The organism is Pseudomonas asgharzadehiana (assembly GCF_019139815.1).
Classification (GTDB): domain Bacteria; phylum Pseudomonadota; class Gammaproteobacteria; order Pseudomonadales; family Pseudomonadaceae; genus Aquipseudomonas; species Aquipseudomonas asgharzadehiana.
The window spans coordinates 1,740,723-1,760,485 of record NZ_CP077079.1 but is presented as its reverse complement, the minus strand read 5'-3'; the positions used below and the strand labels follow the sequence as shown (position 1 = coordinate 1,760,485).

Sequence of the window (19,763 nt, the reverse complement as noted above, 5' to 3'; positions counted from 1 at the left end):
TGACTGGCGAATCAGTTGCAAGGTCCCGCGCAGGTTGGCTTGCATGCTCTTGAGAGCCACCAGCAGGCGAGTGACTTCATCGTCGCCAGTCACCGCCACCGTTTGCGTCAGGTCACCCTGGGCAACGTTCTCGGCAGCCCGAACGGCCTGGCTCAACGGGCCGACAATACTGCGCGTGAGTAACCACGCCAGCACCACGGTGCTCAACGCGGCAAGGAGCACAAAACCGAACACCATGGTGCGCGAGCGGCTGTACTGCGACTCCGCCGCTTGCCCCTGTTGGTTGATCTGGGCGTTGTAGTAATCGGCGAGCGCATTGAGTTGAGCGCCGGAGCCATCGACCACGGTTTTCATATCCACCAACAGCAACTTGTTAAGTTCGGCGCCCTGCTGCTTGTCGGCCAGCACGAATGATTGAGCCAAAGCTTGCTGGTATTGGCGAAGCGAGACCTGGAACTGGTCGTAGAGCGTACGGACTTCAGGCGTGTCGATCACAGCCTCCAAATCGGCCAGCCGTTTCGTCAGGTCCTGGCTGCGAGTGTCCATCTGACTGCGGTATTGCGGGATGCCCGCAGGGTTCGGGTCCAGCGCCATTCGCAAAGAGATCGTACGAATGCGCAGCATGATTTCACGAATATCAGCGACCAACCGCATCTTCGGCACTAGCCCGCTTTCAACCTGTACCGCACTGGCGCGGATGCTCGCCATGTTCGATAGCGCAAAAAAACCCAACAGGGCCACGAGCAAAGCAATCAAGGCAAAACCCAGGCCCGCACGGCGGGCGATAGACAGGCTGCGAAGGGACATTTAGGCGGGATACTCTTATTTTGGGATACGACATCGTATGACAGCATTTCGACCAGAAGGAGGCGGACTTTAGGAATCGACCCTCCAATGCACGAAAAGCCTGCTGAGCATTGAGATCAGCGGGCTTTTTTCAGTCACCGACACAAAAACGCCCGCTTGTTCGCGGCGTTGGGGAAGATTTGCTGCAGTCGTTTTTCGGTGATGTTCATCTCGATAGCCCTCAGTAGTGCGTCACGTCCGCCACCAGCAGGGTTGGGGGGTGTCAGGTACGGGTCCTGGCCAACAGGTTGTCTTCCTGCTGTTGAATCTCCGTCAGCAGTTCCTCATAGCCGCGTTGGGTGTTGAGGTGATCAACCGCCAGCGCCGCCCGTTGCCGCCTGTGTAGATCCGGGCGTTGGGCAATGTCATCGCGGACGGCGTCTTCTCCAGTCGCAGGACCGCAGCTTCGCAATTTTCGAGCAGTATAAAGGCGAGACGCGGGTCGCTACCGAAGCGGTAGTCTCCGACGCCAAAGACAACGGTGGCGAGCGACAACAGTAGACCCATGCAGATGAATGAACGCGTGATGATCGGTCGCACGTTATTTCTCCCAGATGGAAAAGTGCGAACGTACCACCGGTTTTCAATCGAGTCTGTCGGCTCGGTCTGTCAGACAGCGGTTATTTTGTGACAACTCAAACTAACCGAGCGTTAATTTTTCCGAATTGATTTTTTTGGAATACATGTCGCTTGAAGCAGCGCACTGATGAAAGCGATCCATCGAACCCAATCGTTATTCACCAGAAACTCCAAGGGGGAGGAAAAAAGAAAAATTGAGCCGTAACGGGCCACACTAAACTGAGCCGCCCCCCAAAGCAGAACACCTACCAAGCACACCCAAAACCACTTCTCGCTAAAGTTATCGCCCGAAAGCTTTCTACTGACCAAGCGACAGACTAAAAATACCGAAAGAGACATTACAAAATAAATTACGGTTAAAAAAACCTGGTCAGCGTCCATCATTTTTAGACTCTTTATATAAGGCATCGACCGTAGCTAAATCAGCAATCATCGCCACGGGCAACCACTTCGGCATAGGCGGTGCTACTTTTGAAAGCGCGATGGTCGTCATCGCTGATACTTAGGCTGCCGCCTTTGTAGATCCGTGTGTTGAGCAGGGTCATCGCAGACGGTGTCTTCACCAGTCGCAAGTCGGCGGCTTCGCAGTTTTCGAGCAGTACGTACGGCGCGGCGTGTGTGTTGCCGAAGCGGTAGAAACCCAAGGCAACGATGAAGATGAACAACGCCAGCACCAAACTGATCAGGGAACGCTTGATGACAGGTCTCACGTGATTTCTCCTGGAGAGAAAAATGCGAAGGTATCATCGGTTTTCAATCGAGTCTGTCAGCTCGGCCTGTCAGCCAGCGGTTGCTTTCGTGGCAACTATCGCTTGTACGGTTTTTTGCTCGGAATGCTCGCTGCCTGTAATAGAACACTGATGAATGCAATCCATCGCACCCAGTAGTTTTGCACAAGAAAATCCAGTGGCTGTGTAAAGAACAAAATAGACCCGTTTTTAGACACACCGTATTGCATCGCCCCCCATAGCAAGACTCCAGCAAGGGACATCAAAAACCATATACCCCTAAAACACTCACTGGAAAAATACCTGATAACGGCACGCCAAAATAAAAAACCCAACATAGAAACAACAAAATATATAACGGTAACAAAAAGCTGATCACCGTCCATCTTCAGCAGTTTCCTTATACATGGAACCCATCGTAAACCCGTCAGCGGTCATATCTACTGCGAAAGCCTGTTTGCTCGTATTGATATACGCACGTTGATAATCACCACGAACATAACGAAACAGGCGCCAAGAGTCAGGTTTCAATACCAACCGGCCTAAACCATAGGCAGACATCAATAAGTCTGCGCCTCCATAGGCCATATTCCCTTCAAATTCGTCACCGCCCATCACTTTGGAAACTTCGTGATAACCCTTACGCACAGGTCCTTGGGTATCCGTGCGGTCCTCCCATAGATTGCGTGCAGTTTCATAAGTGTTATTAGCACCATGCGCCATCAATGGCGCGCCTGCCACCAGACAAAGCGTGCCAACAGAGCCGTAGCAAATCCCTGCCCCCGCCGCGAACTGCAATACACCAGCGACCACCCCGACACCCTTTTGAGCAATTTCCAGTGACTGCTCAAGCAGGCTTTTTTGCTCGTCCTCCAAGTCGCGAAGACCCTGCTCCGGTGATTTTCTACCCTGCTCCACATCGTGGACGATACTTCTCGCGTAGTACGCCACTTCACGATTGAATTGCAGACGTAACACACCATCTTGGATATGGCGGGCGCTCACGGTACAAGCTTGGTTAGCAAGGATGCTTCCAGCGCGGCTGACTTGCCAAAAGTCGCAGCTGCTTGGTTCATTGCCGCCATTCTTATCTCTGAACGGCATCACTCGTCCCCCCCCCAAGAACTGTACCCGGTCGTTCCAGCAAGGTGGTGGACCCAAGTTATGCTCCGATAACGAATAGCAACATGCTCCTGGGGTTCAGCGTCATTTTGTAAAATGACATGCGGCATATCCAGCGTCAGGTCCGAAATGACGCCCCCTTCAATTGATATCGAATAGAACTTTTCCTGTTGTCCGAAAGAAGACACACGGTAAAAACTAATCGTACATTGAATTTCTTCTCGACTTGAAAGAGCTTGTGCCAGCAACGGTGAAGACTTATCGACATTTTTTGTTAGGACAATTGGCCGATGCGTCGGCTTATCGACATTCCCGAGATTTGCCATGTTATGGCTATAGGAAAGTACCATGATCTCATCGAGATGCCCTGGCTGGCATTTATTACCTATCGAGCTCTGACTTGAACATCCTGCCGAAATCAACCCTTGAATCTTACCAGTGATCGACATATATCCAGTGTTCGCCATGGGTGCCTTTCCTTGTAATAAACCAATCGGCTGAGCAGGCTATTACATCAACCCAAAGCGCAGTTGTAGGACGCTTCTGTATTTCAAAGAAATCTGAAACTCGAAGTTTCAAACTGTCTGCGTCGCCAGGTATTTACGCAGTTGTGTTTCGCCCTCATCCGCATCCAGATCTGCGGGTTCAGCTTTGCGCTGCCATTTCGGCAATAGCTCCAACGCCGTAACCTAAGTGCCAGAAGAAGCAGTTCAGCATTCGCAGTTTTGCCCTAAATTTGCCCTAAACCAAACCCCAACAACGAAAAAACCCCTGAAATGTTCAACCATTTCAGGGGCTTAGTCGTATTCAATAATGGCGGAGAGATAGGGATTCGAACCCTAGGTACCGGTGAAGGTACAACGGATTTCGAATCCGTCCCATTCGGCCACTCTGGCATCTCTCCAACGGCGCGCATCATAACAGCATGACTCGTGGATGCAAAGCGCCGAAGCGATTTTTTTCCGTGCTATCAGATGCTTGCGTCGATTAAAGCGGTACGCCTAGACGATTGGCGACTTCTTCGTAGGCTTCGATGACGTCACCGAGGCCCTGGCGGAAGCGGTCTTTGTCCATCTTCTTCTTGGTGTCCTTGTCCCACAGGCGGCAACCGTCCGGGCTGAATTCGTCACCCAGGACGATGGAGCCGTCGTGGAATACGCCGAATTCCAGCTTGAAGTCCACCAGCAGCAGGCCTGCGTCGTCGAACAGCTTGCTCAGCACGTCGTTGACCTTGAGGGACAACTCCTTCATGCGCGCCAGTTGTTCAGCGGTGCCCCAGCCGAACGCCACGACGTGGGATTCGTTGATGAACGGGTCGCCCTTGGCGTCGTCCTTCAGGAACAGTTCGAAGGTGTAAGGGTTGAGCTTGAGGCCCTCCTCCACGCCCAGGCGCTTGACCAGGCTGCCGGCGGCATAGTTACGCACGACGCATTCGACCGGGATCATGTCCAGCTTCTTCACCAGGCACTCGTTGTCGCCCAGCAGTTTGTCGAATTGGGTCGGAATGCCGGCCTCTTCGAGTTTCTGCATGATGAAGGCGTTGAACTTGTTGTTCACCATGCCTTTTCGGTCCAGCTGTTCGATGCGCTTGCCGTCGAACGCCGAAGTGTCGTTGCGAAACAGCAAGATCAGGCGGTTAGCGTCGTCGGTCTTGTAAACTGACTTGGCTTTGCCGCGGTAGAGTTCTTCACGTTTTTCCATGATGGGCTCCGCTTTGAGTGAGGTGGGCTAGGCGATGTGTCGCCAGTCGAGCCCTGAATCTTGATCGGCCAATTGCAGCCAGTCCGGGTCACACCCTAGGGTGTCGACAAAACATTGCCGGGCAAGCGTCGGCAGGTTGTTCTTGCTGCTCAGGTGGGCCAGGACCAGGTGTTGCAGGTCTTGCCAGCCCAACTCATACACCAGGTACGCCGCCTGGTGGTTGTTCAAATGTCCCAGTTCGCCGCCCACCCGCTGCTTGAGGAAGTACGGGTAATGACCGCGAGCCAGCAGGTCTCGGCAGTGGTTGGACTCGATCATCAATGCGTCGAGGTCTCGATAGCCGTCCAGCACCTTGCTGCAATAGGAACCCAGGTCGGTCAGTACGCCGAAGCGCCGCTGCCCATCACTGAAGACATACTGCGTTGGCTCCTGCGCATCATGCGCCACGGCAATCACGTCAATGCTCAAGGCACCGATCTGGAGTTGCTCGCCACCGGCCAGGAAACCTGCGGGTTCAATGGGTTTGCGCATCCCGCGCAAGGTGCCGCGACTTAAGTACACCGCAAGATTGTAGCGCCGAGACAGCAAACCCACGCCATGCACGTGGTCGGCATGTTCGTGGGTCACCAAAATCGCACTCAGCTGCGCGGGGTGAACCCCCAGGCGCAGCAGGCGCCGCTCGGTTTCTTTTAACGAGAAACCACAATCCACCAGTATGTACGTGTCGTCGTGGGCGACCAGCGTGCCGTTCCCTTGGCTACCGCTACCGAGAACAGCAAAACGCATCGGATCAGCCCAGGTTGTCCTGAATCACGCCCAGCACTTTGCGGGCTGTTTCAGCCGGCGCAACGGTGTTGATGTTCTTCTCGACGGTGACTTGCACGCTTTCGCCAACTTTGCTCAAACGCACCTGATAACGCTCGGCGCGGGTCTCGATTTCTTCCTTGGTCGGCTGGCTGCCGAACAGCTTGCCGAAGAAACCAGGCTCGTCGTCTTTGCGCTCGGCCTTTTCAGCCACGTTGATGTAGTAAAGGCCCAGGCTGCGGTTGATGTCTTCAACACGCCACGGGCCTTGCTCCAGGGCACGACCCACGCTGGCCCAGGCACGGTCCAGGTCTTCACCCAGGTTCAGCACCACGTTGCCGCTGCCGTCTTCGGTGAGGCTGACGCGGCTCGGGGTGTCGTAATCACGTGCGGCGAGCAGGGAAACGGAACCGCCCTTCTCGGAAATACGGCTCATGCTGGCCAACATCTCGTCGACCAGTGCCGAATCGACGCCGGTGTTGACCGAACGGTTGGTGAAGGCGACATCGGCGGTGCTGCCGGCGGGACGCTCGGCGCTGACTACGTAGACTTCACTGGTATTGCGCTGCACGCCTGGCTCGATGCGCACACGCACGCGCGCTTCGCTGTCGGCGGCTACACCGCCGGCCTGCAGGCGCTTGGCCATAGTGGCGGACAGTTCGCTGCCTTGCTGCCATGCCGTGGTGAATTCCCCGGTCTGCGGGCGCTGCTCGTCGATGCGAAAGCCGTTGTCCTGGAAGAACTGCACAGCCACCGGCCAAACTTCCGCGGGAGGGCGTTGAGCCACGATCCAGCGCGAGTCACCGCTCTTCTGCAGGCTGTAGTCGCTGGCATCCGCCACGGCCGAGATCGGCTGCGGACGAGGCACCACGTACTCACCCTTGGTGGTGTCGTCGGCAACGTTGCGCGGGATCGGCAGCAACGGATCAAGGCGCTTGGCGACGTTGACGCCCGGCGGCAATTCCATTGGTTTGGTGGGTTGTGCTTCCAGGTAATCGCTGCCGCGGTCACGGAAGTAGCCTTCCGGGCCCCAGATCCAACCGCAGCCACTGGTGCTGGAGATAATCAAGGCAAGTGCGGAAAGTCCGGCCAATCGCTTCATGCGTAGTGCTTCCTCAATTAAACCAGGACGCCGGACTGGCGCAGGGCCTGTCGCAGCGGTTCGTGACAGGCTTCGCTGAGACGGGTGAGCGGCAGACGGATACCGTCCGGCATCATGCCCATTTCAGTCAGTGCCCACTTCACGGGAATAGGGTTGGATTCAATAAAGAGTGTCTTGTTGAGCGGCATCAGCTTCTCGTGGATCGCCCGGGCGGTCACGGCGTCACCGGCGATGGCGGCGGCGCACATGTCGCTCATGGCACGCGGGGCCACGTTGGCGGTCACGGAGATGTTGCCCTTGCCGCCCAACAGGATCAGCTCGACAGCGGTGGCGTCGTCACCGGAATACAGCAGGAAATCGCTGCTCACGCCGGCCAGGATGTCCTTGGCGCGCTGCAGGTCGCCGGTGGCTTCCTTGATACCGATGATGTTCGGCACGGTGGACAGGCGGATCACCGTCTCGGCCTTCATATCGCACGCGGTACGACCCGGTACGTTATAGAGGATCTGCGGGATCTGGACGGCTTCGGCGATGGCTTTGAAGTGCTGGTACAAGCCTTCCTGGGTCGGCTTGTTGTAGTACGGGGTCACCAGCAGGCAGGCGTCGGCGCCGGCCTTCTTGGCGTTCTTGGTCAGCTCGATCGCTTCACGCGTCGAGTTGGCGCCCGTACCGGCGATGACGGCGATACGGCCCGCAACACGCTTGACCACGAATTCGATCACCTGGATGTGTTCTTCCACATCAAGGGTGGCCGACTCACCTGTGGTGCCGACGGCCACAATGGCGTTGGTGCCTTCTTGCAGGTGAAAGTCCACCAGTTTGCCCAGGCTGTCCCAGTCGAGATTACCTTGTGCATCCATGGGTGTGACCAGTGCCACCATACTGCCCGCAATCATGCAACCGCTCCTGCCGGAAAAAGAGAGCCGTAATGGTACTGGCGCCAAGATGCTTGTACAAGCAAAGTACCGCGTGTGGATGCGTTCTGGCGCAACTAAACGATGGGCAATGCCATCATCGGGCCAGAGCATGGCTTTGAACGGGGTGAAATCCAGCCGATCACGCAATGAAAACGCCACCTCCTATCCCTTAGCGATGCTTTTCGCTACCCTTGATCCTTTGATCGATACGGCCCCCATAGTATCGACCGCTCATCGTTTAGGAAGGCTGCATGTCCACCCCCACAGTTCGCGAACAATTCCTTGTTATCAGTGCCCTCGGCGCCAACCCCATGGAGCTGACCAACGTCCTGTGCCGCGCCAGCCATGAAAACCGCTGCGCCGTCGTGACCTCCCGCCTGACCCGCCACGGCGAGTGCAGCGCGCTGGTGTTGCAGATATCCGGCACCTGGGATGCGCTGGCGCGTCTGGAGACCGGCCTGCCGGGCCTGGCCAAGAAGCACAATTTCACCGTCAACGTGGTGCGCAGCGCCGCCCTGGAAAATCGCCCACAAGCCTTGCCTTACGTGGCCTACGTAAGTTCGGCCTACCGCTCGGACATCGTCAATGAGCTGTGCCAGTTCTTTATCGACCATAACGTCGAGCTGGAAAACCTCACCTGCGATACCTACCAGGCCCCGCAAACAGGCGGAACCATGCTCAACGCCACCTTTACCGTGACCTTGCCGGCCGGGGTGCAGATCAGTTGGTTGCGCGACCAGTTCCTGGATTTCGCCGATGCCCTGAACCTCGACGCACTGATCGAACCATGGCGCCCACAGAACCCAATGTAAGGAAGTACTCATGGCGGTAGTCATCGATAAACCGGTCGCCGATTTCGACGCCCAGGCCACCAGCGGGCAGACCTTCAGCTTGGCCGCGCTCAAGGGCAAGCAAGTGGTGATCTACTTCTACCCGAAGGACAGCACCCCAGGCTGCACCACCGAAGGCCAGGGTTTTCGTGACCAGTACGCGGCGTTCAAGGCGGCCAACACCGAAGTATTCGGCGTGTCGCGCGACAGCGTGAAGTCCCACGAGAACTTCAAGGGCAAGCAGGCGTTTCCCTTTGAGCTGATCAGCGACAAGGACGAAGCGGTCTGTCAGCTGTTTGATGTGATCAAGCTGAAGAAGCTATACGGCAAGGAATACCTGGGCGTGGATCGCAGCACTTTCCTGATCGACAGCCAGGGTGTACTGCGCCAGGAATGGCGCGGCGTGAAAGTGCCAGGGCATGTGGATGCCGTTCTGGCGGCAGCGCAGGCACTGAACAAGGCCTGATGTAACGAGCGGGCTTGCCCCGCTCACTAGAAAGGGTGATGCCGCTACAGCAGCGGCGCCACCACTGGCTCCCGTCGCGGCCACGCATCCAGCACCGCCTTGAACAGCGTCGCCAGGGGTATCGCAAAGAACACTCCCCAGAACCCCCACAACCCGCCAAACAGCAACACCGCGCAAATGATCGCTACCGGGTGCAGGTTGACCGCCTCCGAGAACAGCAGCGGAACCAGCACGTTGCCATCCAGCGTCTGGATAATCCCGTACACCGCCATCAGGTAGATGAACTGGTCGCTCCAGCCCCACTGGAACAGGGCGATCAGGGTGACCGGCACCGTCACAACCACTGCGCCGACATACGGCACCACCACTGAAATGCCGACCAGCAATGCCAGCAGCGCTGCGTAGTTCAGGTCCAGGGCGATAAACGCGATGTAGGTCACGCCGCCGCAGATAATGATCTCAATGACCTTGCCACGGATATAGTTGGCGATCTGCCGGTTCATCTCCTCGGCCACTCGGGTAATCAGCGCCCTTTCGCGCGGCAGGTAGCCACTCACCCAGCGGCCGATCATTGCGCGGTCCTTGAGAAAGAAAAACACCAGGATCGGCACCAACACCAGATAGATCATGATGTTGACCAGCAGCGGCAGGCTGGACAGGGAAAAGGTCAGCGCCCATTGCCCGAACTTTCCGATTTCACCGCGCGCCACTTCAATGGCCTGCAGCACCTGCTCATCTGACACCAGGTGCGGGTAGCGCTCCGGCAGTAGCAGCAACAGCGACTGCCACTTGGCGAGCATGCCGGGCAGTTCATTGAACAGCGTGATCAGTTGATGCCACAGCAGCGGCAACACCACCACGATAAACACCACCAGCAGCCCCATGAACAAGGCAAACACTAGCCCTACCGCCGCCCCGCCCGGCAAGCGCAAGCGTTCCAAGGTGGTGACCAGGCCTTGCATCAGATACGCCAGCACCATTCCCGCCAATACCGGCGCGAGCATGCCACCCAAGGTGAGCACCGCCGTAAAGGCCAGAAACAGCAGGACGGCCAGCACCACGGCTTCTTCATCGGAGAAGTAGCGCTGGATCCAGTCTCGTAACACTTTGAACATCAATCAACCTCGAGCGATGGGAGCAAACGGTTCAGGCCTTGCGCAACCAGTAACGGTACACACCGGCGGCGTCTTCTTCGTGCAGCAACGTGTGCCCGGCCAACTTGGCAAATGTACGGAAATCACGCTGTGACCCTGCGTCCGTGGCGATTACCTTGAGCACGGCGCCACTGGCCAATCGATTGAGCTCCAGCTTGGCCTTGAGCAAGGGCAACGGGCAATTGAGGCCGCTGGCATCGAGTTCGGCATCAAAGGCTACAGCGTCGGTCATGGTTTTACTCCGGGCAAGCGTTCGGGGGTGCTTAGAATATCTGGTCCGAAGCTCAGTGTCCGGCTACAGTAAGCTCTTTGTTGAAAGGCTTTGTGCATGACTTTTTTGCGCCCCACTATGCTGACGCTGGCTTGCCTGCTGGCCTCCCCAGGCTTCGCCGACGACCTGCCGTCGCTTGGCGACGCCAGCTCTGCCATTGTCTCGCCGCAACAGGAATATCAATTGGGCCGTGCCTGGCTGGCCTACCTACGTGGGCAGGTTTCGCAACTGAACGACCCGCAACTCAAGGACTACGTCGAAACCAGCGTGTACAAACTGGTGGAGACCAGCCAGGTCAATGACCGGCGCCTGGAGTTCATCCTGATCAACAGCCCGCAACTCAACGCTTTTGCCGCGCCAGGCGGCATCGTGGGCGTGAACGGCGGCCTGTTCCTCAATGCCCAGACCGAGGGGGAATACGCCTCGGTAATGGCCCACGAATTGGCTCACTTGTCCCAGCGTCACTTCGCTCGTGGCGTTGAAGCGCAACAACGCATGCAGATCCCAATGATGGCAGCCCTGCTCGGCGGCATCATTGCAGCGGCGGCGGGTGCCGGCGATGCCGGCATTGCCGCGATTGCCGGCACCCAGGCCGCCGCCATCCAGGAGCAGCGACGGTTCTCTCGGCAAAATGAACAAGAAGCGGACCGCATCGGTATCGTCAACCTGGAAAAAGCTGGCTATGACCCTCGCTCCATGCCGACCATGTTCGAGCGGCTGGGTCGCCAGTACCGCTTCGACGCCAAACCACCGGAGTTCCTGCTGACCCACCCGGTCACCGAATCGCGGATCGCCGACACTCGCAACCGCGCCGAACAATCCAAGCCCGGCGGCAAGGAAGACAGCCTGCGCTACCAACTGATTCGCGCCCGGGTGCAACTGCAATATGAGGACACATCAGGACTCGCAGCCAAGCGCTTCCAAGCGCAATTGGACGAGAACCCGAAAAACGATGTGGCGCGCTACGGCCTGGCTATCGCCCAAATCAAAGCCTCGCAGTTCAAGCAAGCGCGGGATAGCCTGCAAGCCTTACTGGCCAAGGCGCCCAACGACATTACCTATAACCTGGCGCAGATTCAGCTCGATATCGATAACAACCGTTTACCCGACGCCCAGCAACGCACCGATCGGATGCTGAGCCAATACCCCGGCAACTATCCGCTAAATCAGATGCGCGTAGACCTGCTGCTTAAACAGAACCGCACCGCCGATGCCGAAAAAGCGCTGGATGGCTTGCTCAAGTCCCGCCCGGATGATCCTGACGTGTGGTACCAGGTCGCGGAGACTCGTGGATTGTCCGGCAACATCATTGGTCTGCATCAGGCACGCGCCGAGTACTTTGCCCTGGTGGGCGACTTTCAGCAGGCGATCCAACAGTTGGATTTTGCCAAACGTCGCGCCGGCAGCAACTTCCCCCTTTCGTCGCGTATCGACGCACGCCAGCGTGAGCTGATCGAACAGGAACGCTTGGTCAAGGGGATGATGGGCTAAAACCCGATACAAAAAAGCCCCGCCTTCGTTTAACGAAGGCGGGGCTTTTTATCGGGCCGTGGAAGTTATTCAGCCAGCTTGAAGGTGATAAAGCTGGCACGCCCTTCACGCAACACGCGCATCGACACGGAGCGGTTCTTCGGCAATGCCTTGGCGATATCCGTGAATTGCTTGGTCGTTTCAATCGCCTGATTGTTCAGGTGTGTGATCACATCGCCCGGCTGCAGGCCGATCAAGGCGGCAGGACCGTCCTGCACTTCCTTGATCACGACACCGCTCTTGAGGTCGAACGCCTTCTTCTGCTCATCGGTCAACTCCGCCACGGCAATGCCCAAGCGGTTGCTGCTGCGCTCGGCGCCCGGCTTGGTGTTGCCCAGAGCATCCAGCGTTGCGCCTTCTTCAGGAATGGCGCCAACGGTGAGCTCCACATTCTGGCGTTTGCCATCACGGATCACTTCCAGCTTGGCTTTGCTGCCCGCCTTAAGTGCGCCGACCAGGTGTGGCAGGTCTGCCGACATGATGATCGGCTGGCCGTTCATGCTCAGGATCACGTCACCAACTTGCAGGCCACCCTTGGCAGCCGGACCGCCGTCCTGGATCTGCGCAACCAACGCACCGGCCGGCTTGTCGAGGCCGAAGGACTCAGCCAGGTCCTTGTTCACTTCCTGGATCACCACGCCCAACCAGCCGCGGCTCACCTTGCCGCCGCTTTTCAGCTGATTGGAAACATCCATGGCCACGTCGATCGGGATAGCGAACGACACGCCCATGAAACCACCGGAACGGGTGTAGATCTGCGAGTTGATGCCTACCACTTCGCCCGCCAGGTTGAACAGCGGACCGCCGGAGTTGCCTGGGTTGATTGGCACGTCGGTCTGGATGAACGGCACGTAGTTTTCATTCGGCAGGCTGCGGCCGATGGCACTGACAATGCCTTGGGTCACGGTGTGGTCAAAGCCAAACGGCGAACCGATGGCCACGACCCACTGCCCGGCCTTCAAGTCTTGAGACTTGCCCAGCTTGAGCACTGGCAAGTCCTTGCCCTCGATCTTCAGGAGCGCCACGTCGGAGCGCGGGTCGGTGCCCACCAGCTTGGCTTTCAACTCACTGCGATCGGCCAGGCGCACGAGAATCTCGTCGGCGTCGGCAATCACATGGTTATTGGTGAGGATGTAGCCATCGGGCGAAATGATGAAGCCCGAGCCCAGCGACTGCGCTTCACGCTGGCCACCGCCACCGCCACGAGGCGCGCGCGGTTGAGGCATGCCACGCTCAAAGAACTCGCGCAGCATTGGCGGCAGGCCCTCCAGATCGGGCATCTGCTGGTTCGAGACCTTGCGATCCGGCAGCTTCTGCGTGGTGCTGATGTTCACCACGGCTGGCGAGGCTTGCTCAACCAATTGAGTGAAGTCAGGCAGCTCGACCGCTTGCGCGGTCACAGCCTGCCCCAGCACCAGCACCGTGGCGACTATGGATAGGTAGGATTTCAAACGTGGTATCGACATACAGCTCCCGTTACGACGAGCAGGGTTGAGCGACAGGGTTCAAGAAACGCCGAAAACTGCGACCGACGTCTTTGTTCCGCGAACAAAACAAGGCCAGAGCCGAGAAGCCCTGACCTATAAAAAACATGAGAGATTTTTGCAAGTGAAAATGCTGATCCGGACATTTCATGTCTCTCGGTAGCCAACGTGGCACAGACCAACAATGAAAGCGCTGGATGAACATAGGATTAACGGCTCACGGCTGAGTGATCGCCTTTTTTTCACCGCGCACCGACAGCGCGATACGTTCGGCCGTACCGATCGGGATTTCCCCCACCACCGTTACCATCATTTCCCCATCCACCGTGTTCAACCGACGGGACACCGCGACCGTGGGGCCCAACTGGGTACGCGTCTCGGTGATGCCCACATCACTGATCGGCTCAAGAAAAACCGAGAAACGCGCCAGCCCATCTTCATACATCAAGCTATCGACGGTGGCTTTGGTGTGGGTGTCTTTGCGCGAAGTGCTATTGGTCAGTTGAAAGCCAGGCGGCAACCATTCCAAATGCCACGCCTCGGTGGACTCAACGGCCGGCGCCCTGCCATCAACCACAGAAATAGGCGTGCACTCCTTGCTGGGCAGCAAGTCGCTATCATCGGGCGGCTTAGATGTGTTCAAACGTGTGAATTGAAAGCGCTCCAACAACTGCCCTTTGTCATTGAGCAAAAGAGACTTGAGCGGTAGCGCGGTTTCCCGATCCAGATGCAGCTCGAAACCGTAGCGGTACTGATCACGCGGCGCGATTGAAACAATCACCGCATTTCGACCAGCCACGCGGGATTTGCCAATGACAGCCAGTTCATAGAATTGATTGAGTTTCTGTGGGTCAAGCGCGCGTGAAGATGCATCACGCGAATTGCCAAGGCCGGCGACAAGGGTGCCACTGACGCATTGGGTTCGGCCATCTACCCGCACGACTTCCTGGGCGGAACCATCAAGCTGCAAGAGCCGCTCACGGACCTGACCGTTCTGGACACGATGCCAGATGTCATGGGTAGAAAAACTGCCGTTACGCTCGTAGACGAACGTCCCTTGGAAGCTTTGCTGCTGCTCTGCACGCCCAAGCCGTGTCAGCCAGTCTTGGGCTTCATCGGCATGGGCGGGGAGTGCAAACCAGCCACTGAGCAAAAGCGTAAGGAGCGGTATGGCGCGCATAGAGCCCCTTAGTGGTTTAGCGGTTTTCCAGGCTTGCAGCGCGAGCGTATGGCAGAGCGCTTTCAGTGCCTTTCAAGGCCGATTCCTGTGCGTGTTGGCGCAGGTAGCCTGGAAGACGCTGGTCTTGCCAGCCGGATTGCCCTTGCAATACACCGTTAGCCATGGGGCCGGTGGTGTCGGAGCTTTCCTTGTAGCCGGCCAGTACTGCTGGGCCTTTGACTTGCGGGCCGGCCATGACCGGTTGCTGCGTCTGCTGAGCCAGTTCGGCACCGGCAATTTCGTCCTGGTTGTACAAGCGAACACCGGCCAGCACTGCAACAGTTACCGAGGCAGCGACCGCCAGACGGCCCAGGCTACGCCAAGGACCACGAGCAGCTTTTGCCGGAACGGCTTCATCGGCCAACGCAGCAGAAACGGCCGCAGCAATATCCAGACGAGGGATTAGAAGATCCTTGTGCATCACCGCCCGAGCGACTTGGTAACGAGACCAGGTATCACGGGTTTCGGCATCATCAAATGCATTGAGCACTCGACGAAGTTCCAGTTCATCCGCTTCGTTATCCATCACTGCGGACAGCGATTCCTGCAGGGCATCACGACTCATGGCGGTTCCTCTCTTGGCTGTCGCCGCTGTCTTTAGTTTTCCTGCAACAACGGTTGCAAGGCTTTATCGATGGCTTCCCGGGCCCGGAAAATCCGGGACCTTACAGTCCCCACCGGACACTGCATGACGCTCGCAATGTCTTCGTAACTCAGACCATCAAATTCACGTAAAGTTAACGCCGTACGTAAATCTTCTGGCAGTTGCTGAATAGTGCGATGAACGGTGCCTTCGATCTCATCGCGCAGCAATGCACGCTCCGGCGACTCGAGATCTTTGAGGCCGTGATCACCATCGTAAAATTCTGCATCTTCTGAACTCACATCACTATCCGGCGGGCGGCGTCCGCGAGACACCAGATAGTTCTTCGCCGTGTTGATGGCGATGCGGTACAGCCACGTGTAAAACGCACTGTCACCGCGGAAATTGCCTAGTGCACGGTATGCCTTGATAAAGGCTTCCTGTGCAACGTCCTGCGCTTCATGGGTGTCGTGCACAAACCGCACGATCAACCCGAGAATTTTGTGCTGGTATTTCAGCACTAGCAGATCAAATGCTCGCTTGTCGCCGCGTTGTACGCGCTCGACCAGCTGCTGATCCTCTTCCTGGGTTAGCATGAACACTCCTCGTTGTGCTTTAAGGAGGCTTGCATAACTAAACGATCAGGCTTGCAAACATAGACTCGGACTTTTCGCAAAAGTTCTCCCCCTTCAAGCAAGTTTCCGGCATGCACTGATTTGGCACACACGAAAAACGCAGCGCGGGCAACGCCGGCTGCGCGAATAATCTTGTCGCCGGTTTTCTGACGCGTCCACTGCTCCCGACGGGCCAATAAACTCAACGTTTTCCCAGCTTTCGGGCAACCTGCTATTGAGTCAGGGCTTATGCAAAAAGTTCCCGTTTCAATAACCGGTTGATTTTACCCAAGCCGTGCACCGTAATCTCACATTGCCACGAATGCCTGACTATTGTGCCGCTCCCCCCCTCTATATACTAGTGGGCCGTGTGACCCTTTGATTCGCCGATCCGGGCGTCCTGTTTGCGCCACCCCCTTTGGATCGCTTTTTGCGGAATCCTTCAAATGAGCCAACAGTTTCAACACGATGTTCTGGTGATTGGCAGCGGCGCGGCCGGGTTGAGCCTTGCGCTGACCCTCCCCGGCCACCTGCGCATTGCAGTACTGAGCAAGGGCGACCTGGCCAATGGTTCGACCTTCTGGGCCCAGGGCGGTGTAGCCGCCGTGCTGGACGACACCGACACAGTGCAATCTCACGTCGAAGATACCCTTAACGCCGGCGGCGGCCTGTGCAACGAAGACGCTGTTCGCTTTACCGTCGAGCATAGCCGCGAGGCAATCCAGTGGCTGATCGACCAAGGCGTGCCCTTCACTCGCGATGAACACGCGGGCAGCGATGACGGCGGCTTCGAGTTCCATCTAACGCGCGAGGGCGGCCACAGTCATCGCCGCATCATCCATGCGGCCGACGCCACCGGCGCCGCTATTTTCAAGACACTGCTCGAACAGGCCCGCCAACGTCCCAACATCGAATTGCTCGAACAGCGCGTCGCCGTCGACCTGATCACCGAGAAACGCCTGGGCCTGCCGGGCGAGCGCTGCCTCGGCGCCTATGTGCTCAACCGCACCAGCGGCGAGGTCGACACCTACGGTGCGCGCTTCACCATTCTTGCCTCGGGCGGCGCGGCCAAGGTCTACCTCTATACCAGCAATCCGGACGGCGCTTGCGGGGATGGCATCGCCATGGCTTGGCGCTCGGGCTGCCGGGTGGCCAACCTGGAATTCAACCAGTTCCACCCCACCTGCCTGTATCACCCGCAAGCCAAGAGCTTCCTGATCACCGAAGCCCTGCGAGGCGAAGGCGCACACCTGAAACTGCCCAACGGCGAACGCTTCATGCAGCGCTTCGATCCGCGCGCCGAGTTGGCCCCGCGCGATATTGTCGCTCGCGCCATCGACCACGAGATGAAGCGCCTGGGTGTCGACTGCGTGTACCTGGACATCAGCCACAAGCCCGAAGCCTTCATCAAGGCCCACTTCCCCACCGTCTACGAGCGCTGCCTGGCGTTCAACATCGACATCACTAAAGGCCCGATCCCCGTCGTACCGGCGGCGCACTACACCTGTGGCGGCGTGATGGTCGACCAGCACGGTCGTACAGACGTACCCGGCCTGTATGCGATCGGCGAAACCAGCTTCACCGGCCTGCACGGCGCCAACCGCATGGCCAGCAATTCGCTGCTCGAATGTTTCGTGTACGCCCGCTCGGCGGCGGCGGACATTCTCGAGCAACTGCCGCGCATACCGGTGCCGGCCGCACTGCCGCGCTGGGACGCCAGCCAAGTGACCGACTCGGACGAGGACGTGATCATCGCGCACAACTGGGATGAGCTGCGGCGCTTCATGTGGGACTACGTCGGGATCGTGCGCACCAACAAGCGCCTGCAACGCGCGCAGCACCGAGTGCGCCTGCTGCTGGATGAAATCGATGAGTTCTATAGTAATTACAAGGTCAGCCGCGACCTGATCGAACTGCGCAACCTGGCCCAGGTGGCCGAGTTGATGATCCGCTCGGCCATGGAGCGCAAGGAAAGCCGGGGCCTGCATTACACCCTCGACTACCCGCAGATGTTGCCCGAGGCCCGGGACACTATTCTGGTGCCAACCACCTACGCCGGCTGAACTTCAGACGAACCCGCAGGCGCCGATGCACATCGGCGGCCTGCGAGTCCTTTGGTACACAGATCGATCGCACCCACCATTCGCCTTGCACGCGATAGCGCAGCACCACGAGCAGCGGCAAGGCCAGGCTGTCGGGCCGCAATTGCACGCTGTGCCAGCCTCGCTCGTGACTCAATAGCTGCCAGCCATCTTCATCACGGCGCAGGCCCCGAATCGATGAGCGGTGAGTCAACAGGACATGGCGCGGCAGCACCCAGGCGGCGTGAGCCAGGCACAGGAACCCGCCAAGGAAAGCAAAAGGCAGGTCCAGCACCAGCAGAGCCCCCAGGGCGACTACCTGGGCAAGCAGATACACCGCGAGCAGCAACCGTGAGGCCTGCCAGCGGCATTCAAAGCGATTATTTGGGCTGGACACGATCCAGAATCATCCGAACCATGCGCTGCAACTCAGGGTCCTCAGATTCGGCACGCTCCATGAACCAGCCGAACATGTCCTGGTCTTCGCACGTCAGCAGCCGTACATAAAGGTCGCGGTCCACTGGGTTGAGCGTCGCATAGACCTCTTTGGTAAAAGGCACCAGCAACACATCCAACTCCAGCATGCCGCGGCGGCTGTGCCAGTACAGGCGATTGATTTCTACGTCTTCGACCATGGAGCGCTCCTCAAATAGCGCGTCAGTATACAGGCCCGAGTACAGCGGAACAGTCGGCTTTGGTCGCCCCATATCGAAACTATCCATTTGCCGGGCGCCCCTCTATGATGCACCCATGACTTTTTGACCTGCGATGACCCATGGCCGACTCCGCTTTTTTCTGCCCCCTGTCCCACGAAGGCGTTCTCGCCGTCCGCGGCGCCGACGCTGCCAAGTTTCTGCAGGGCCAACTCACCTGCAACCTCAATTACCTGAGTGACGCCCACGCCAGCCTCGGTGCGCGCTGCACGCAAAAAGGCCGCATGCAGTCGAGCTTCCGCATCCTGCTGCAAGGCGATGGCGTGCTGTTGGCGATGGCCAGCGAGTTGCTGGAACCGCAACTGGCCGACTTAAAGAAGTACGCCGTATTCTCCAAATCCAAACTCACCGACGAAAGCCCCGCCTGGGCGCGCTTCGGTGTAGCCAATGGTGATCACGCCCTTTCCAGTCTGGGTCTTGCGCTGCCGGCCGAGACCGACAGCGTGGTGCGCGCGGACGCACTGATCGCCCTCCGCGTCTCCCCCGGCCGTGCCGAACTCTGGGTGCCTGCGGAGCGGGCCGACGCCGTGCGCAGCCAATTGGCCGCGCACTTGCAGCAAGCCGAGTTGAACGAATGGCTGCTGGGCCAAATCCGCGCCGGCATCGGCCAGGTGATGGCGCAGACACGCGAACTGTTCATCCCGCAGATGCTCAATCTGCAGGCCGTGGGCGGCGTGAGCTTCAAGAAAGGCTGCTACACCGGCCAGGAGATCGTCGCGCGCATGCAGTACCTAGGCAAACTCAAGCGTCGCCTGTACCACCTGAGCCTTGATGCGACACACATGCCCGAGCCAGGCACTCCGCTGTTTTCCCCCAGCCACAACAGCGCGATCGGCGAAGTGGTGCTTGCAGCGAAAGCTGACCAAGTGATTGAACTTCTGGCGGTATTACAAGCCGAAGCAGCCGATAGTGGCGATGTGCATGTAGGCACGCTGGAGGGTCCTGGCTTGCACCTGCTTGATCTGCCCTACACCCTCGACCGCGATCGAGAGATCCAGCGTTAGTCGCCGCACCTTTTT

Annotated in this window: 22 protein-coding genes, 1 tRNA gene and 1 pseudogene; 5 read left to right on the top strand and 19 right to left on the bottom strand. The window is 58.1% G+C overall.

The genetic code is table 11. From position 1 onward, the window contains the following. Positions 1 to 39 precede the first annotated feature (39 nt). From KSS96_RS28240 to dapA, 11 genes and pseudogenes are all read right to left on the bottom strand, one after another. Positions 40 to 807 (bottom strand): annotated as a pseudogene (locus KSS96_RS28240) (MCP four helix bundle domain-containing protein); the annotation flags it as partial. Between the two features lie 312 nt (positions 808 to 1,119). Then, positions 1,120 to 1,386, bottom strand: a complete 267-nt coding sequence (locus KSS96_RS08115; protein ID WP_065877076.1) for a hypothetical protein — start codon at positions 1,384 to 1,386, stop codon at positions 1,120 to 1,122. A 111-nt stretch (positions 1,387 to 1,497) separates the two neighbouring features. Further along, complete coding sequence (locus tag KSS96_RS08110) at positions 1,498 to 1,809, bottom strand: hypothetical protein (RefSeq protein ID WP_017529577.1); 312 nt, start codon at positions 1,807 to 1,809, stop codon at positions 1,498 to 1,500. Between the two features lie 38 nt (positions 1,810 to 1,847). Then, positions 1,848 to 2,135: a hypothetical protein gene (locus tag KSS96_RS08105; protein ID WP_017529578.1), complete on the bottom strand. Its 288-nt coding sequence runs from the start codon at positions 2,133 to 2,135 to the stop codon at positions 1,848 to 1,850. Positions 2,136 to 2,528: 393 nt separating this feature from the next. Continuing rightward, positions 2,529 to 3,257 carry a DUF4225 domain-containing protein gene (locus tag KSS96_RS08100; RefSeq protein ID WP_068934966.1) on the bottom strand — a complete coding sequence of 243 codons (729 nt, stop codon included), beginning with the start codon at positions 3,255 to 3,257 and terminating at the stop codon, positions 2,529 to 2,531. After that, positions 3,257 to 3,742: an Hcp family type VI secretion system effector gene (locus KSS96_RS08095; RefSeq protein ID WP_065877079.1), complete on the bottom strand. Its 486-nt coding sequence runs from the start codon at positions 3,740 to 3,742 to the stop codon at positions 3,257 to 3,259. The genes KSS96_RS08100 and KSS96_RS08095 overlap by 1 nt, the downstream gene beginning before the upstream one ends. Before the next feature lie 347 nt (positions 3,743 to 4,089). Further along, positions 4,090 to 4,179 (bottom strand) — tRNA-Ser (locus KSS96_RS08090). An 83-nt stretch (positions 4,180 to 4,262) separates the two neighbouring features. Beyond that, positions 4,263 to 4,976, bottom strand: coding sequence for a phosphoribosylaminoimidazolesuccinocarboxamide synthase (gene purC, locus KSS96_RS08085; protein ID WP_003172493.1), 714 nt, complete (start codon positions 4,974 to 4,976; stop codon positions 4,263 to 4,265). Between the two features lie 27 nt (positions 4,977 to 5,003). Beyond that, positions 5,004 to 5,762: an MBL fold metallo-hydrolase gene (locus tag KSS96_RS08080; RefSeq protein WP_065877095.1), complete on the bottom strand. Its 759-nt coding sequence runs from the start codon at positions 5,760 to 5,762 to the stop codon at positions 5,004 to 5,006. 4 nt (positions 5,763 to 5,766) lie between these two features. Then, entirely contained in the window at positions 5,767 to 6,882 is a 1,116-nt protein-coding gene (gene bamC, locus KSS96_RS08075; RefSeq protein ID WP_017529583.1) for an NlpB/DapX family lipoprotein, read from the bottom strand. 17 nt (positions 6,883 to 6,899) lie between these two features. Further along, positions 6,900 to 7,778: a 4-hydroxy-tetrahydrodipicolinate synthase gene (gene dapA, locus KSS96_RS08070; RefSeq protein WP_017529584.1), complete on the bottom strand. Its 879-nt coding sequence runs from the start codon at positions 7,776 to 7,778 to the stop codon at positions 6,900 to 6,902. Between the two features lie 272 nt (positions 7,779 to 8,050). On the opposite strand from dapA, the gene KSS96_RS08065 reads away from it, so the two are divergent. Continuing rightward, positions 8,051 to 8,611, top strand: coding sequence for a glycine cleavage system transcriptional repressor (locus KSS96_RS08065; protein ID WP_017529585.1), 561 nt, complete (start codon positions 8,051 to 8,053; stop codon positions 8,609 to 8,611). A 10-nt stretch (positions 8,612 to 8,621) separates the two neighbouring features. After that, positions 8,622 to 9,095, top strand: coding sequence for a peroxiredoxin (locus KSS96_RS08060; RefSeq protein ID WP_017529586.1), 474 nt, complete (start codon positions 8,622 to 8,624; stop codon positions 9,093 to 9,095). A gap of 44 nt (positions 9,096 to 9,139) precedes the next feature. Here KSS96_RS08060 and KSS96_RS08055 read toward each other — a convergent pair whose 3' ends face one another. Continuing rightward, a complete protein-coding gene (locus KSS96_RS08055) occupies positions 9,140 to 10,210 on the bottom strand; it encodes an AI-2E family transporter (protein ID WP_003172484.1) in 1,071 nt (356 codons plus the stop codon). A 31-nt stretch (positions 10,211 to 10,241) separates the two neighbouring features. Next, positions 10,242 to 10,481, bottom strand: a complete 240-nt coding sequence (locus tag KSS96_RS08050; RefSeq protein WP_010212198.1) for a sulfurtransferase TusA family protein — start codon at positions 10,479 to 10,481, stop codon at positions 10,242 to 10,244. 96 nt (positions 10,482 to 10,577) lie between these two features. Here KSS96_RS08050 and KSS96_RS08045 point away from each other — a divergent pair, with 96 nt between their 5' ends. After that, the gene (locus KSS96_RS08045; RefSeq protein WP_068937763.1) at positions 10,578 to 12,011 is read left to right on the top strand and encodes a M48 family metalloprotease; all 1,434 of its coding nucleotides are present in this window, start codon (positions 10,578 to 10,580) and stop codon (positions 12,009 to 12,011) included. Between the two features lie 65 nt (positions 12,012 to 12,076). On the opposite strand, the gene KSS96_RS08040 is transcribed toward KSS96_RS08045, so the two are convergent. The 4 genes from KSS96_RS08040 to rpoE form a co-directional block, all read right to left on the bottom strand. Then, positions 12,077 to 13,516 (bottom strand): DegQ family serine endoprotease, encoded by a 1,440-nt coding sequence (locus KSS96_RS08040; protein WP_116078267.1) that lies wholly within the window; start codon positions 13,514 to 13,516, stop codon positions 12,077 to 12,079. A 235-nt stretch (positions 13,517 to 13,751) separates the two neighbouring features. After that, positions 13,752 to 14,714, bottom strand: a complete 963-nt coding sequence (locus tag KSS96_RS08035) for a MucB/RseB C-terminal domain-containing protein (RefSeq protein ID WP_017529590.1) — start codon at positions 14,712 to 14,714, stop codon at positions 13,752 to 13,754. A 16-nt stretch (positions 14,715 to 14,730) separates the two neighbouring features. Then, positions 14,731 to 15,318: a sigma-E factor negative regulatory protein gene (locus KSS96_RS08030; RefSeq protein WP_003172479.1), complete on the bottom strand. Its 588-nt coding sequence runs from the start codon at positions 15,316 to 15,318 to the stop codon at positions 14,731 to 14,733. Between the two features lie 32 nt (positions 15,319 to 15,350). Beyond that, the gene (rpoE, locus tag KSS96_RS08025) at positions 15,351 to 15,932 is read right to left on the bottom strand and encodes an RNA polymerase sigma factor RpoE/AlgU (RefSeq protein ID WP_003172477.1); all 582 of its coding nucleotides are present in this window, start codon (positions 15,930 to 15,932) and stop codon (positions 15,351 to 15,353) included. Positions 15,933 to 16,396: 464 nt separating this feature from the next. On the opposite strand from rpoE, the gene nadB reads away from it, so the two are divergent. Continuing rightward, positions 16,397 to 18,013: an L-aspartate oxidase gene (nadB, locus tag KSS96_RS08020; protein WP_068937766.1), complete on the top strand. Its 1,617-nt coding sequence runs from the start codon at positions 16,397 to 16,399 to the stop codon at positions 18,011 to 18,013. Here the strand turns inward: nadB and KSS96_RS08015 are convergent. Continuing rightward, the gene (locus KSS96_RS08015; protein ID WP_017529592.1) at positions 17,982 to 18,428 is read right to left on the bottom strand and encodes a protein YgfX; all 447 of its coding nucleotides are present in this window, start codon (positions 18,426 to 18,428) and stop codon (positions 17,982 to 17,984) included. The two genes, nadB and KSS96_RS08015, sit on opposite strands and share 32 nt — an antisense overlap. Beyond that, on the bottom strand, positions 18,412 to 18,666 hold the full coding sequence (locus KSS96_RS08010) for an FAD assembly factor SdhE (RefSeq protein ID WP_017529593.1): 255 nt from the start codon (positions 18,664 to 18,666) through the stop codon (positions 18,412 to 18,414). Before KSS96_RS08010 ends, KSS96_RS08015 begins: the two co-directional genes overlap by 17 nt. Positions 18,667 to 18,806: 140 nt before the next feature. On the opposite strand from KSS96_RS08010, the gene ygfZ reads away from it, so the two are divergent. Further along, positions 18,807 to 19,748, top strand: coding sequence for a CAF17-like 4Fe-4S cluster assembly/insertion protein YgfZ (gene ygfZ, locus KSS96_RS08005; RefSeq protein ID WP_017529594.1), 942 nt, complete (start codon positions 18,807 to 18,809; stop codon positions 19,746 to 19,748). The last annotated feature ends 15 nt before the right edge of the window (positions 19,749 to 19,763 follow it).